This is a genomic window from uncultured Lactobacillus sp., from assembly GCF_945290125.1.
GTDB lineage: Bacteria > Bacillota > Bacilli > Lactobacillales > Lactobacillaceae > Lactobacillus > Lactobacillus rizhaonensis.
In genome coordinates this window covers 1-13,261 of the sequence record NZ_CALYQV010000050.1, presented here as the reverse complement: position 1 = coordinate 13,261, position 13,261 = coordinate 1, and the positions used below count along the sequence as shown (strand labels likewise).

The window sequence follows — 13,261 nt, the reverse complement described above, 5'->3', positions numbered from 1 at the left end:
ACAGTTTTTTTATTGAGGAGTGGAGGAGGAATACTTTTGTCAGAAAAAAGAAGAAACGATATTAGAAATATAGCTATCATAGCGCACGTTGACCATGGTAAAACTACCTTGGTTAATCAATTATTGAAGCAATCCGACACTCTCCCTGAACATATGGCTCTGGAAGATCGGGCAATGGACTCCAACGATATTGAGCGTGAACGTGGTATTACTATTTTATCTAAAAATACAGCGGTTAAGTATGGTGACACTACCATCAATATTTTGGATACTCCAGGGCATGCCGATTTTGGTGGTGAAGTTGAACGAATCATGCATATGGTCGATGGTGCTTTATTGCTGGTTGATGCTTATGAAGGAACTATGCCGCAAACTCGTTTCGTACTAAAAAAGGCATTAGAGGCTGGAGTTAAGCCCATTGTGGTTATCAATAAAATTGATCGTCCAGGTGCTCGTCCCAAAGAAGTTCTTGACGAAGTTTTGGAATTATTTATTGAACTTGGCGCTAACGATGAACAACTTGATTTTCCAGTAGTATATGCATCTGCCTTGAATGGTACCTCATCCTATGATCCAGATCCTGCTAAGCAGGAAGAAACGATGAATCCTATTTTTGACACTATTATTAAGGCTATTCCTGCGCCTATTGACAATGCTGATGAGCCTCTGCAGTTCCAAATTACAATGCTTGACTGGGATGATTATGTTGGTCGAATTGGCGTTGGCCGTATTTATCGCGGTAAAGTTGAAGTTGGCGATAATATCACTGTGATGAAGCGTGACGGTTCTACCCAAAACTTTAGGGTTACCAAATTATTTGGTTTCTTCGGTTTGAAGCGTAATGAAATTACTGAAGCTAAAGCAGGGGATATCATTGCCATTAGCGGTATTAACGATATTTTTGTTGGTGAGACTATTGCTTCTGCCGAAAATCCGGAAGCATTGCCACTTCTTAAAATAGATCCGCCAACTTTGCAAATGGATTTTGTTGCCAATGACTCACCATTTTCTGGTCGTGAAGGTGATAAAGTTACGCCTAAGAAGTTAGAGGATCGACTAATAAAGCAAACACGTACCGATGTGTCGTTAAGAGTTGAGCCGACAGACCAATTGAATGCCTGGACTGTATCTGGTCGTGGTGAATTGCACCTTTCAATTTTAGTTGAAGAAATGCGACGGGAAGGTTTTGAATTACAATTATCAAGACCAAAGGTAATTTATCGTGAAATTGACGGCAAAATGTGTGAACCATTTGAAGCTGTCCAGGTTGATACTCCTGATGAATATGTTGGCTCTGTCATTGATTCTCTTTCACAAAGAAAAGGTGAGATGAAGAATATGACTTCAACTGGCAATAATCAAACCCGTTTAGACTTTTTGGTTCCTTCTCGTGGCTTAATTGGTTACAATAATGAATTTATGTCCCAAACCGGTGGCTACGGCATTATGAACCACAGTTTTGATTCATATAAGCCAATTGTCAAAAATTGGGAACCGGGCCGGCAAAATGGTGCTTTGGTGTCAATTAGCCAGGGCAAATCAACTACATATTCTCTACAAACTGTTGAACAACGTGGTGAATTATTTATTGGTGCTGGAGTAGAAGTTTATGAAGGGATGATTGTTGGCCAATCTTCTCGTGATCGTGATATTGCGGTCAACGTTATTAAAGGTAAGAACTTAACAAACACTCGTGCTGCCGGTAAAGACCATGCCGCTGCAATCAGAACTCCTAAGACCTTAACTCTAGAAGAGGCTATTGAATTTTTAAATGACGATGAGTACTGTGAAGTAACTCCTGATTCAATTAGATTAAGAAAGAAAATTCTCAATACTTCAGAAAGACAAAAAGCTGATAAGAAACGTAATAAAAAATAAATAAATGTTTTAGAAGGGCACTCACTGATGAAGTGGTGCTCTTTTTGTTTTATAATGCTTATAATAGATTAAGTTACAGAAGGAGAGGTCGGCTAGTGCGGCAAAAACTTCACCATTTAAATTACAATATTTTCATACCTTATATTCTCTTAGTCGTTTTTGGAATAGTAATGGTTTATTCGGCTAGTTCGGACATATTATTAGTTAATGGCTTTAACCCGGCAATATATGGTATTCGCCAGGCTCTGTATGCCGTCTTTGCCGTTTTTGTCTGCTGTGCTCTGTGCTTTTTCTTAAAACTAGAAATTTTTAAGAGTCGCAAATTTGTTATCTGGTTTTTAGGTCTTAGTTTTTTGCTGCTCATTTACCTAATTCTCTTGAAAATTTTTAAGGGATCTGCCGCAGCTGTAAATGGTTCTGTTGGCTGGATTGATTTAAAGATAATAAAGATTCAACCATTAGAAATTGCCAAACTCTCGCTGATAATTTATTTAGCATATTTTTTAGACCGTCATGATGGAGCTTTTAAAAAAGGCCAAATTATTCATAATTTGTATAGGCCAGCAATCTTAGCTGCTTTTATGATGTTTTTGGTTATACTTGAACCGGATTTTGGCGGTACTGCTATTTTAGCCATGATTGTGATTATCATGTTTTCTGTTTCTGGTGTTCCTGCTAAAAATGCAGTATTATGCTTAATTGGTATTGCAGTTGGAATATATTTGTTTATCTTCCTGGTTATCAAATTGAATCCTGCTTTCTTACAAAATAAGTATCAGTATCACCGTTTTATGTCTTTTCTGCACCCTTTTGAACTTGAGCAAAAGGGTGGTGCGCAGCTAGTTAATTCGTATTATGCTATTCATAATGGTGGTTTGCTCGGAGTAGGATTAGGCAATAGCATGCAAAAACGGGGATATCTTCCGGAACCATACACAGACTTCATTTTAGCCATAATTGCGGAAGAAATTGGTGTTATTGGTGCATTAATCGTACTAAGTCTCATGTTTTATCTTATATGGAGTATCATGGAAGTTGGTATCCATGCCAGTTCTCAATTTAATGCTCTGGTATGTTTTGGAGTTACTACAATTATCTTTATTCAAACTCTGTTTAATGTAGGGGCCGTGCTTGGTCTATTGCCTATAACCGGGGTCACGTTACCTTTTATCTCTTATGGTGGCTCTTCTTTAATTATCTTATCGGCTGCTATTGGGATTGTACTGAATATATCAGCAAATGAACGAATCGAAAAAGAAGGAAGTTTTAAATGAGCATCAAGCAAGACTTAACCAATAAAAATATTAGCCAAAGACTGAGCATTATTGTTTATTTAAATTCAGTCAGCAATCAATATAAGCTAAGGCATTATGGTGATATAGTATATTTTTCTAAAAAATTAGGTTATTGTATTTTATATGTAAATCAAAATGAGATCGAGCAAGTTATGCGGAATCTGAATGCACTTGATTTTGTCGACAGGGTTGAAAAATCAAAATGGGATCAAATTGATCTTTCAAGTGATCATATTGAAAAACAAATTACGGCTTTAGCAGCAGATGCTGAAAGAAAGTTACAAGAACGTCAGGAAAATACAGAACAACTATTATGAGAATTATTTTTGGAAAATATGCTAAAAGAAATTTATTTACTTTAAAGAGTCAAAAGACAAGACCGACTAGTGATAAAGTTAAAGAGTCACTGTTTAATTCATTAGGTCAATCTTTTTCTGGTGGTGAAGTTCTTGATCTATATGGTGGAAGTGGTGCTTTAGCAATAGAAGCCGTGTCGCGGGGTTGTCAGCATGCTGTGATAATAGACATTAATTACCAGGCCGTAGCAATTATTCGCAAAAATGTTGCCTTGACCAAAGAGCCAAACCTTTTCTCTGTATATAAAATGTCCAGTAAAGCCGCCTTGAGTAAATTGGCTGAAGATCAACAGAAATTTGACTTAGTTTTTTTGGATCCACCATATGCTAAGCAAAAAATTGCGTCTGATATGGCAAAAATGCGTGATTTAGCTTTGCTACATCATGGAGCAATAATAGTAGCTGAAACAGATGATCGGACTGATTTAGCAGCAGTTGCGGGTTTTGAGCTTATTAAAGAAAAGCACCTGGGTAAAACTATTATCCGTTTTTATCAAAAGGAATAAAAAAATAATGAGTGTAGCAATTTTTCCGGGCAGTTTTGATCCTGTTACTAATGGACATGTTGATGTTATTGAGCAGGCAGCTGCAATTTTTGATCAAGTTTATGTTGTAGTAATGGTTAATACGGCCAAAAAATATCTTTTTAAAGATAAAGAAAGGCAAAAATTATGTCAGGCTGCTGTTAAAAACTTGCCAAATGTTGAAGTCCTGCTAAAGCCTGATCAGCTGACAGTTAAGGTAGCACGAGATTTACACGCAAATGCCATTGTGCGCGGGGTCAGAAACACGACAGATTTTTTATTTGAACAACAGATTGCAGAAATGAATAGAAAAATGGCAAATGATATTAGTACAGTCTTGCTTTTTACTAAACCGGAAAATAGTTATGTTGCCTCTAGTATTATTAAAGAAATTGCCCAATTTAATGGTGATTTTAATAGTTTCTTGCCCAGCGAGGCTGCAAAGGCTTTAAAGGAAAAATTTTTATGAACAAAGTAAAAAAACATGCTAAAAAAAATAGTAAGACACGAAAATGGCTGCTTTTTATTCTAACTATTTTTCTGTTTTTTATTGGGTTGAACTGGCCGACAAATTATTATATTGAAATGCCGGGAAGCGCAGTACCAGTAGGACAATTTGTGAAAAGTAAGGCTAAGGCTCCCAATAATTTCTATCTTGTTACAGTTAGTGAAACTAGCCAGCCGGCATCTGTCTGGGAATATCTTTTTAGTTATACGCAAAAATATGCCAGTCGCATTCCCAAGTCTGAATTACTGGGTAATTCAAGTAACAGTCAGTATCAGGAACTACAAAATTGGTATATGCAAACAAGTCAGCAAAATGCACTTTATTGTGCGGCTAAAAAGGCAGGCCTTAAGCCTAAACTGCATTATAAAGGCGTATATGTGATGCAGGTGCAAAAGGGTTCCAGTTTTAGAAATAAGTTGCAAATAGGAGATACCGTGTTAGGTGCGAATGGTCATAAATTTCGCTCTACTGAAGAAATGATCAATTACTTTCAAAAAAAAAAGATTGGCTCTGAAGTTGTGATTAATGCTTTGCGTGAACAAAAAAGAATAGATTTTAAAGGCAAAATCGTTAAAATTGCAGGAACTGGGAAGCCAGGTATTGGCATTCAATTGGTCGAACATTTACAGGTAGAAACCAATCCTCAAGTAACGATTAATGCTGGCGCAATTGGCGGTCCTTCAGCTGGTTTAATGTTTACCTTGACCAGTTACGAAGTCTTTTCAGGTAAACACTTAGCTCCAGGACATAAAATAGCTGGGACTGGAACTATCAGTCCTACTGGCAAAGTTGGCATGATTGGCGGTGTAGATAAAAAAGTAGTAGCTGCTGACAAGGCTGGTGCTGAAGTATTTTTTGCCCCAACTGATACGGCAGGAATGAAAAAAGTCACCAGCAATTATTTATTAGCTAAAAAAACAGCTAAGCAAATTGGAACTAGAATGAAAATTGTTCCTGTTCGTACTTTTGATGATGCTCTACATTATTTACAACGAAATTATCATTAAATACTAAAAGCCCAAGTTTTTGGGCTTTTTTTGCGTACTTATAAATGGGAGTTGAAAAGATGAACTGGGAAAAAATTAAAGCTCTTATTGAGGAACACAAACAATATTTTTTGATTGGAATGGTTCTTTTAGTCATTGTTCTAGCAGTTTGGTCTAAAAGGCCAAACTCAAATGACACTTTTGACGAATTTGATTACAAAAATGAGAACACAGTGCAAAATAAAAATCAGTCCGGCAGTGACGCAAGTAAACAGTTGTCAAATACTGAATCTGTTACCAAAAAGGTAGCCGCGACTAAGCCTAAAGATGTGACCTGTGATATATCAGGCGCGATTAATCACCAAGGCGTCTATACTTTAAAAAGTGGAGCACGTTTAAACGATTTAATTGCGGCCGCAGGGGGAATTAAGAACAATGCTCAACTGAAAAATGTTAATCGAGCATTGATATTGAAAGATCAAGACAAAATTCACATTCCATACAAAGGTGAAAAAATCAAAGCAGAGCAAGTTGTTGAGTCGGTTTCTGCCAATGGTTCTACTTCTGTATCTGCGGGAGCAAGTGACCAAACTAATGCCGGTAACAAGGTGAATATTAATACTGCAAACGTAAGTCAACTGCAACAACTAAATGGTATTGGTGAAAAAAAGGCTCAGCAAATTATTGCTTACCGTCAAAAAAGCGGAGAATTTAAATCTATTGAAGATTTGATGCAGGTATCAGGAATTGGAGAAAAGACTTTTGCTGCACTTAAAGACCAATTGGAAATTTGATATTTTGCGACCTGGTTTTTTCCTACTACTGGCCTTATTACTAGTTAATTTAAGTTTTTTGAAATATCAATGTTATACCTTTGTGCAAAAATTTACTTGCTTTTTAATAGCTCTTTATTTAGTTTTTTTACTTTTATGTAAATTTAATTCTTTAAAATGGCAAATTCTTATTATTCTTTTGGCAACTATTCTTGGGTTTCACTTTGATATGAGTAAAACTGACTTTGCACTTAAATCCAATACAGCTATTACCTTTTTTCCAGACAAAATGAAGATTTCCGAAGATTGGTTTACGGCTGAAGGGCATACAGCTGGAAGTAAGATTTTAGTTTCTGGTAAATTGAGCTCAAGTCAGCTAAAACAATTAAGTTATGGCTATAAAGTCATACTATATGATTTGTCTGGCGATGTTAATCCGATTGAACCAGCTTCGAATTATGGTGAATTTGACCAGCAAAAATATTATCGCAGTAAAAAGATTACTCAGCAAGTTAAATTAACGAACTTTAAAATCCAGATTAAGAAAGGAGGATTATTAAATTACCTGCATTACAGGCGTTTTCAGTTAAAGAAATTTTTACAAAAATTACCACCAATTTTATCTTTTTTTAGTAATGAACTTATATTAGGAGAAAGCCCCGACCAGAAGTTTCAGGCCATACTCAGTAATTATCGTGACCTCGGTGTAATTCACATCCTAAGCATTTCCGGTTTGCATGTTGGAATTTACACGCTGGTAATAAGCACAATGTGTTATTACTTTAAATTAACTGAAAAAGAAACTTTCATTTTTTGCTTGTTGATCTTATTAGTCGGTATTTTTTTGAGTAATGGTCAAGCTGGATTTATTAGAGCGAGTTTAACCTATATCTTGGGGCAAATTTTTTCGTTGCATAAGCTAAAAATTAATAAAGCTGATCTGCTGGGATTAACGGCTGTTTTGCACTTGGCTGTCAATCCTCGGCTCATGATGAGTACTGGAGCTCTTTTAAGTTACACTTTGGCCATGGGCCTTGAAATGACTAAAAGCCTGAGTAAGTTTAGACTGTCCTGGGCTTTAAACATTTTATTATTGCCACTTCTTTTATTTCATTTTTTTCAGTTTAATCTTCTAACGGTCTTTTTTAATTTGTTGGTTGTGCCATATTTTAACTGGGTTGTTATGCCTTTGACTTTTTTTAATTTAATTATCTATAGCATTAGTTCACGAAGCAGTTACTTTCTTGAAAAGATACTTGAACAGGGAGAGAAAGTGATTGCGAAAGTTTCAAATAGTAAAATTGGTCTTTTAACATTCGGAAAAATTAATTGGTGGCAATGTCTGTTTTTATTACTGTTAACTGCTATATTATTAGTGTTAATAAATGAAAAGTCTAAAAATCAAAAACTGATCAGACATCTTTTTAAGCTTGCATTCATTATGTATGGATTAATCTTCTTAACGATTCATTTTCCCCTCAAAGGTCAAGTAACTTTTATTGATGTAGGACAGGGAGATAGTATCTTAATTTCTACGCCCATTTTTAGGCGTGTTTATCTCATTGACGTTGGTGGAAAATTAAATTTTAACGGTAAAAAAATAACCCCACAGATCAATAAAATCACTGTACCTTTTTTAAAAGCACAGGGAATAAATAAAATTGATGGAATTTTTCTTAGCCATCAGGATGCTGATCACGTAGGGGACTTAAGGCCACTTTTGAGTCAAATACGAGTAAAGAAATTGTATATGGCGGAGGGATTGATCAGAAATCCGTCATTTCGCAAAAGAATAATAGGCCGAATTCAAAAAGAACAGATTGTACAGCTGCTAGCCGGTGAAACAATAAATGAGCCACAAATTTCTTTCAAAGTTGTATACCCCTTTAAGCCAGGTATTGGTAAAAATGAGGATTCACTTTCGTTACTATTTAGATTAGCAAACAAAAGCTGGCTTTTTACCGGAGACCTGGGCCAAAAAGGGGAACTGGAAATATTGAGCCGTTATCATTTACGTGCTGATTATTTTAAGTTAGGACATCATGGAAGTCGAACCGCTTCCAATAAAGAATTTTTGCAAGCTTTGCAACCAGAAAGAGTCTTTATTTCTGCTGGCCGCAAGAATCGCTTTGGGCACCCTCATCCAGAAACTATTGCTACTCTTCGAAGCCAACATATTCCATGGGCTTCGACTCAGGACTGTGGTATGATAACTTGGAACTATGGTGTTTTAAAAAAACCCAAATTTAAAAGATTTTTGCCGGTGATTAAAAAATGACATTACTTTCTTTATTTAAAAACTCAAATAAAAAAATTTTGCATACTTTAATTAATGGAAATGATAGTTTTTTAAATGAATATCTTACTAGCTCGTATATACATGATGAGATTTTCGCAGATTATGAAAAAGTGTCCGTTGATTGCGAAGCAGAGGGTCTAGATGAATTAATTGCTGATCTCACTGAATCAAGTCTTTTTAGCCAGAAAAAAGTAATAACAATTAAAAACCCATTTTTCTTAACGTCAAAGGTTCCCAAAAAATATCAAAAGCAGGTCACTCAACTGCAAAATATTTTTATAAATACAGCAAAACTTGATGATGTCATAGTTATTGTCGCCTCTTATGAAAAATTAGATCGGCGCAAAAAAATAACGAAGAGCATTACGCAAAATTTTAACGTTGTTGGTACTCAAGTTCGACCGTATGATTTGAATAAAATAGTTAGAGAAATTATAACGACTGAAGGCTATCATATTACCAATACTGCTGCCACATTGTTGCTTGAACGCAGTGACCAAGTTTTAGATATTGTTTTAAGTAATTATAATAAGCTGAAGATGGTAGCTGTTGACAGAAATATTACTAGTGAATTAGTTGAAAAGAATGTTGATTTATCAATGGCACAAAATATTTTTGCAATTTTAGATTCAGCTTTAGCTCAAAATTACCAAGAAGCTGTTGCTCGGTTAAATAACCAGCTTCAAAATGGGAATAATCCAGTTCAAATACTTGCCGTTTTTGAAAATCAATTAGAAATGATTTTGATAGTTAAAATACTTAAAGCAAGAGGAAGAAGTGAAGCTGAAATTGTAAGAAAACTAGGTGTTCATCCTTATCGTGTTAAGTTGGCCCTTAAAAATAAGTTAGCAAAAGAAAAAGTAGCACAGTTATTAGAGCAAGCAATTAAGCTGGATTATAAGTATAAAAACGGTCAATATCGAGCCGATAATTTTTTGAAGCTCTTTATTCTTAATGTCTGATTGTGTAAAAATTCTGGTAAATAAAAAGACAGAAATGATTTTCACTTCTGTCTTTTTGATTATCATTTAATCAAAGTTATTATTTTGCAAGTTTAGCTAAACGACTCTTATCACGGCTAGCTTTATTCTTGTGAATAAGTCCTTTTGAAGCTGCCTTGTCAATAGCACGAGCAGCAGCTACATGTAATTCGGAGGCGTTATCAGCACCAGCAGCTTGAGCAGTCTTAAACTTCTTAACGGCAGTTCTTAACTTGTTCATTTGAGCAGCATTGCGCTTTCTAGCAGCATCTTGAGTCTTAACACGCTTAATAGCTGATTTGATTTGTGGCATAAAATTCACCTCCATTGATCGTAATTCTACTTTATAGATTATACTGAAAGATAATTGCAGATGCAAGATAAATTATACTTGCATTTTAAAAAAATTGTCTGTATTATACTATTGTTGTGAACCGTTAACGCTGTTTGCTCGCTCACACCTGACGGTTAACGTTGTTAACGGCAATTATTTTAGTGAAAGGTGAAAATAATATGGCAATTTCAAAAGCTGAAAAAGATGAAATCATTCAAAAATTTGCGACTCACGAAGGTGATACAGGTTCAACTGAGGTTCAAGTGGCAATCTTGACTACAGATATTAACAATCTGACTGAGCATATGAGAAACCACTCACATGACCACCATTCTTATGTTGGTCTGCTGAAGAAAATCGGTCACCGTCGTAACTTGCTTCGTTATTTACAAAACAAAGACATTAATCGCTATCGTGAATTAATTAAGAAGTTAGGCTTACGTCGTTAATTTTAATTGAAATCTAAAAAAGCTGGTTCGAGTATTGAATCGGCTTTTTTATTTTTGTCATAATACCATTTTATGCTAGAATAAAAAAAGATACTTTTTACGTTGTGATCATCTGATCCATAAATAACAACTGAATAGCAATTAAAGAAAAGGAAATATAATGACTGATCAAGTTAAAATTATGATTCTGAGCGGTGTTCGTGAGCAAGGAAAAGACATGTTCGCTGTTCAAGTTAATGATGAAATTTTTGTTCTTGATGCCGGCCTTAAATATCCCGACAGTACGTTGTTTGGAATAGATCTGGTTATTCCAGATCTTGATTTTTTCGAGCAATATGGTGATCAGGTAGTCGGCATCTTTTTAACACATGGACATGCAGATTCAATTGGTGCTTTGCCTTATATTTTAAGAAAATATGATATTCCGGTTTTTGGCTCCCAATTAACAATTGAATTGGCCAAAATAACAGTAAGACGTGAGAATAAGCGGTGTAAAAACAGTCTCTTTCATGTGATTGATGCGGAAACAGAGATTGAATTTAAAAACGCTAATATCTCTTTTTTCCCAACTACGCATTCCATACCTGATTCTCTTGGCATTGATGTGCATACTCCAGCTGGAGAGATAGTATACACAGGCGACTTTAAGTTTGACCCTTCCGCTGCTCCCAAATACCGGACTGATCTAGATCGATTAGCTGAAATTGGTCAAAAAAAGGTATTGGCTTTATTAAGTGACTCTTCAAATGCAGAGGCAGCTTTACCAAATGTTGCTGAACAGGACATTGGAGACTATGTTACAAATGTTTTTCGTAATGCAAATGGTCGGGTAATTGTTGCTGCAAAAGCCTCCAATCTAATTAGAATTCAAGAAGTTTTAAACGCGGCCTATCAAACGGGTAGGCATGTTTTACTAACAGGTAGAGATTTAGCTAAAATAGTTCGTACTGCAATGAATCTGGGTTATTTAAATGTCCCTAAAGGTTTACTAATGAGGGTTAAGAATTTAAAAGAAACTCCAGATGAAAAGACCGTTATTTTGGAAACTGGTCAAATGGGTGAGCCCTTAAATTCATTGCAAAAAATGGCTAAGAACCGTCACAGCATGATCACAATTCATAAGGGAGACCTAGTTTTTATTGCGACTACACCTTCTCATTCTGTGGAAACGGTTGTGGCACAAACCAGTGATCTGGTTTATCGTGCTGGTGGAACCGTTATTCAATTAGGTAAGGCAAAGCATACGAGTGGACACGCAACAGGTCGTGACTTACAACTACTTATTGATATTTTGAAGCCGCAATTTTTAATTCCCGTTATTGGTGAATATCGACTGCTTGAAGTACACAAAGACTTAGCTATTAGAGCAGGACTGGATAAAGATAATATTTTTATTACCAAGAATGGTGATTGCTTAAACTACGATTTCAATCAAAAGCGCCTGTATTTAACAGATCCAGTACCAGGTGAGGATACGATGATTGATGGTTCTGGCATCGGGGATGTTGGTAATATTGTTTTACGAGACCGAGAAGTATTATCAGATGATGGTATCTTTATTGCTGTTGTCACAATTGATCGCCGTAAGAAAAAGATTATTGCTCAACCACAAGTTACCAGTAGAGGCTTTGTTTACATTAAGGCCAATCAGCAACTGATGCGTGACAGCATTGAACTGATTAAAAAAACTATCACTAATAACTTTGAACATAAAAAATTTGATTGGACTGAAATTAAGCAGGATGTTCGAAATGATTTGGAAAAGTTTCTCTACCGCAAAACGAATAGACGCCCAGTAGTTTTACCAGTAGTAATGGAAGTTAACCAAAACCGCCATCGTGCTATGCAGAAGAGAAACAGCAAGAGCGAGTTGCCCAAGAAAGAAACTCATCATCCTGTTGATGTCAATAAAACCGGTCAAAGAATTATCAAGAAAGATAAATAAATGACCTCATTAAGTCAAGAAAATCTGCTTAGTTTAGCCCAAAAATCCGCAGCAAAAGGAGATTTTGCTCAAGCAATACAAAATCTTGAAGAAGCACTAAGAGGCGGACCAAGTAATGAAGTCATACTTAGTCTTTGCGAGCTTTATCTCGAAGATAAACAAAATTATTCAGCTTATGAGCTAATTAAAGAAGAAAAAGACTTGTTTACTAATCCTAAAATTTTTCGCGAATACAGTAGAATTCTGAAAATGAATCACTTTTCTATTGAAGCATTAGAGGTAAAAAATATTACCGCATACGAGTTACCGGATTTAGTTGAACCTGTTAGTAAGACGAAGCAGCAGCAAATAATGGTTACTTTCAAGCAAAAAAGCAAGCCGACAAAATTTGATTACGAACAATTATTTAAGTTAAATTTACTAAATTTTAAAAATTTTGCTCAGAGTTTGTTGCTAGATCCCAGTTTAAACTTTGCAATTCGTCTGGTTTTAATTGAGGATTTGTTTCGACTGGGACTTCAGGAAACATTTAGGGTTTTGGTATTGGGGCAGGAAGAGCAATTTATTCCTCAAAAAATAAATTTACTCGAAAAAGATGCGATATATCGAGAAGTTGTATCAGGCATCGGCTCTCGGTATTATCATAAACCAAGCCAAATTCCGGCAGTTTTAGGTGAAGTAAATTTGATTTTAGGCAGTCTTTATCCTAAACTATATAAGTATGTTGATAATCCCGACAGTTTTGCCAGCGATATTGCTTCTTATATTGAAAATCATGATGGCCGAAGCAATCAAAAACTGTTTGAGAAAATCGATAATAATATATCCGAATAAAATTGGATAAAATGTCTTTACTTTTTCAAAGTATTTAGTATAATAGCAAAGGACGTTTTCATTAGGCATGGCTCTATGCATTAAAATACTAGGCATTTGC

At 35.5% G+C, this 13,261-nt stretch carries 13 protein-coding genes; 12 read left to right on the top strand and 1 reads right to left on the bottom strand.

Going from position 1 to position 13,261, the window contains the following annotated elements:
- Positions 1-36 precede the first annotated feature (36 nt).
- The 9 genes from typA to holA all read left to right on the top strand — a co-directional run bounded on the left by typA (position 37) and on the right by holA (position 9,581).
- Positions 37-1,878, top strand: a complete 1,842-nt coding sequence (typA, locus tag Q0K80_RS08135) for a translational GTPase TypA (protein WP_294605284.1) — start codon at positions 37-39, stop codon at positions 1,876-1,878.
- A gap of 95 nt (positions 1,879-1,973) precedes the next feature.
- The gene (locus tag Q0K80_RS08130) at positions 1,974-3,152 is read left to right on the top strand and encodes an FtsW/RodA/SpoVE family cell cycle protein (protein WP_294605281.1); all 1,179 of its coding nucleotides are present in this window, start codon (positions 1,974-1,976) and stop codon (positions 3,150-3,152) included.
- Positions 3,149-3,490: a YlbG family protein gene (locus tag Q0K80_RS08125; protein ID WP_198202439.1), complete on the top strand. Its 342-nt coding sequence runs from the start codon at positions 3,149-3,151 to the stop codon at positions 3,488-3,490. Before Q0K80_RS08130 ends, Q0K80_RS08125 begins: the two co-directional genes overlap by 4 nt.
- Positions 3,487-4,035: a 16S rRNA (guanine(966)-N(2))-methyltransferase RsmD gene (rsmD, locus tag Q0K80_RS08120; RefSeq protein WP_294605274.1), complete on the top strand. Its 549-nt coding sequence runs from the start codon at positions 3,487-3,489 to the stop codon at positions 4,033-4,035. The genes Q0K80_RS08125 and rsmD overlap by 4 nt, the downstream gene beginning before the upstream one ends.
- A gap of 7 nt (positions 4,036-4,042) precedes the next feature.
- Positions 4,043-4,522, top strand: a complete 480-nt coding sequence (gene coaD / locus Q0K80_RS08115) for a pantetheine-phosphate adenylyltransferase (protein ID WP_294605271.1) — start codon at positions 4,043-4,045, stop codon at positions 4,520-4,522.
- Complete coding sequence (locus Q0K80_RS08110; protein ID WP_294605268.1) at positions 4,519-5,568, top strand: SepM family pheromone-processing serine protease; 1,050 nt, start codon at positions 4,519-4,521, stop codon at positions 5,566-5,568. Before coaD ends, Q0K80_RS08110 begins: the two co-directional genes overlap by 4 nt.
- A 59-nt stretch (positions 5,569-5,627) precedes the next feature.
- The gene (locus Q0K80_RS08105) at positions 5,628-6,341 is read left to right on the top strand and encodes a helix-hairpin-helix domain-containing protein (RefSeq protein WP_294605267.1); all 714 of its coding nucleotides are present in this window, start codon (positions 5,628-5,630) and stop codon (positions 6,339-6,341) included.
- 208 nt (positions 6,342-6,549) lie between these two features.
- Entirely contained in the window at positions 6,550-8,598 is a 2,049-nt protein-coding gene (locus tag Q0K80_RS08100) for a DNA internalization-related competence protein ComEC/Rec2 (protein ID WP_294605264.1), read from the top strand.
- Entirely contained in the window at positions 8,595-9,581 is a 987-nt protein-coding gene (gene holA, locus Q0K80_RS08095) for a DNA polymerase III subunit delta (RefSeq protein ID WP_294605261.1), read from the top strand. Before Q0K80_RS08100 ends, holA begins: the two co-directional genes overlap by 4 nt.
- Before the next feature lie 79 nt (positions 9,582-9,660).
- Here the strand turns inward: holA and rpsT are convergent, their stop codons facing one another.
- Positions 9,661-9,912, bottom strand: a complete 252-nt coding sequence (gene rpsT, locus Q0K80_RS08090) for a 30S ribosomal protein S20 (protein ID WP_046324775.1) — start codon at positions 9,910-9,912, stop codon at positions 9,661-9,663.
- Between the two features lie 200 nt (positions 9,913-10,112).
- On the opposite strand from rpsT, the gene rpsO reads away from it, so the two are divergent.
- The 3 genes from rpsO to Q0K80_RS08075 all read left to right on the top strand — a co-directional run bounded on the left by rpsO (position 10,113) and on the right by Q0K80_RS08075 (position 13,161).
- Positions 10,113-10,382 carry a 30S ribosomal protein S15 gene (rpsO, locus tag Q0K80_RS08085; RefSeq protein WP_034979304.1) on the top strand — a complete coding sequence of 90 codons (270 nt, stop codon included), beginning with the start codon at positions 10,113-10,115 and terminating at the stop codon, positions 10,380-10,382.
- A 160-nt stretch (positions 10,383-10,542) separates the two neighbouring features.
- Positions 10,543-12,327, top strand: a complete 1,785-nt coding sequence (locus Q0K80_RS08080) for a ribonuclease J (protein WP_294605252.1) — start codon at positions 10,543-10,545, stop codon at positions 12,325-12,327.
- Positions 12,328-13,161 carry a tetratricopeptide repeat protein gene (locus Q0K80_RS08075; protein ID WP_294605249.1) on the top strand — a complete coding sequence of 278 codons (834 nt, stop codon included), beginning with the start codon at positions 12,328-12,330 and terminating at the stop codon, positions 13,159-13,161.
- The last annotated feature ends 100 nt before the right edge of the window (positions 13,162-13,261 follow it).

Coding starts and splice junctions, on each gene's coding strand:
- Q0K80_RS08125 (WP_198202439.1), top strand. CDS start 3,149: ATGAGCATCAAGCAAGACTTAACCAATAAAAATATTAGCCAAAGACTG.
- rsmD (WP_294605274.1), top strand. CDS start 3,487: ATGAGAATTATTTTTGGAAAATATGCTAAAAGAAATTTATTTACTTTA.
- coaD (WP_294605271.1), top strand. CDS start 4,043: ATGAGTGTAGCAATTTTTCCGGGCAGTTTTGATCCTGTTACTAATGGA.
- Q0K80_RS08110 (WP_294605268.1), top strand. CDS start 4,519: ATGAACAAAGTAAAAAAACATGCTAAAAAAAATAGTAAGACACGAAAA.
- Q0K80_RS08105 (WP_294605267.1), top strand. CDS start 5,628: ATGAACTGGGAAAAAATTAAAGCTCTTATTGAGGAACACAAACAATAT.
- Q0K80_RS08100 (WP_294605264.1), top strand. CDS start 6,550: ATGAGTAAAACTGACTTTGCACTTAAATCCAATACAGCTATTACCTTT.
- holA (WP_294605261.1), top strand. CDS start 8,595: ATGACATTACTTTCTTTATTTAAAAACTCAAATAAAAAAATTTTGCAT.
- rpsT (WP_046324775.1), bottom strand. CDS start 9,912: ATGCCACAAATCAAATCAGCTATTAAGCGTGTTAAGACTCAAGATGCT.
- rpsO (WP_034979304.1), top strand. CDS start 10,113: ATGGCAATTTCAAAAGCTGAAAAAGATGAAATCATTCAAAAATTTGCG.
- Q0K80_RS08080 (WP_294605252.1), top strand. CDS start 10,543: ATGACTGATCAAGTTAAAATTATGATTCTGAGCGGTGTTCGTGAGCAA.
- Q0K80_RS08075 (WP_294605249.1), top strand. CDS start 12,328: ATGACCTCATTAAGTCAAGAAAATCTGCTTAGTTTAGCCCAAAAATCC.